At 64.5% G+C, this 434-nt stretch carries 1 protein-coding gene; it reads left to right on the top strand.

All coding sequences use genetic code 11. The annotated features are described in order from the left end of the window. Positions 1 to 88: 88 nt before the first annotated feature. Positions 89 to 434: TetR/AcrR family transcriptional regulator (locus AB4Z35_RS30655; RefSeq protein ID WP_442101251.1), on the top strand; the 346-nt coding region annotated here is incomplete at its 3' end.

Genomic DNA, 434 nt, shown 5'->3' with positions numbered 1-434 from the left:
GCTGTGGTTTGCCTTCGTCGTGCTCTGAGGTTGTAGACAGGTCTGTCTTCTATAATGGTCACCATCCGCACCCGACTTCCGCACCGCCATGGCCACTCCCTCCGCCCGCGACCGCATTCTCGATACCGCCGCGCGGCTGTTCTACCGCGACGGCTATCGCGCCACCGGCATCGACAAGATCATCGCCGAGTCCGGCGTGGCGAAAATGTCGCTATATCGTCACTTTGCATCGAAAAACGATCTGATCTCGGCCTTCCTGGCCCGCCGGCATGACAACTGGATGGCGTGGTTCGAGGCTGCCGTGCGTCGCCGGCTCGCGGAACGGCCGAACCTCGATGTGCTGGCCGATGCCCTCGCCGAGTGGTTCCAGTCGGACGACTACCGGGGCTGCGCCTTCATCAACGTGGTGGCCGAGGCCGGCGGCGGCGCAGGGG

Source organism: Pseudomonas sp. KB_15 (genome assembly GCF_052114525.1).
Classification (GTDB): domain Bacteria; phylum Pseudomonadota; class Gammaproteobacteria; order Pseudomonadales; family Pseudomonadaceae; genus Aquipseudomonas.
This window is presented reverse-complemented; position numbering and strand designations above follow the sequence as displayed.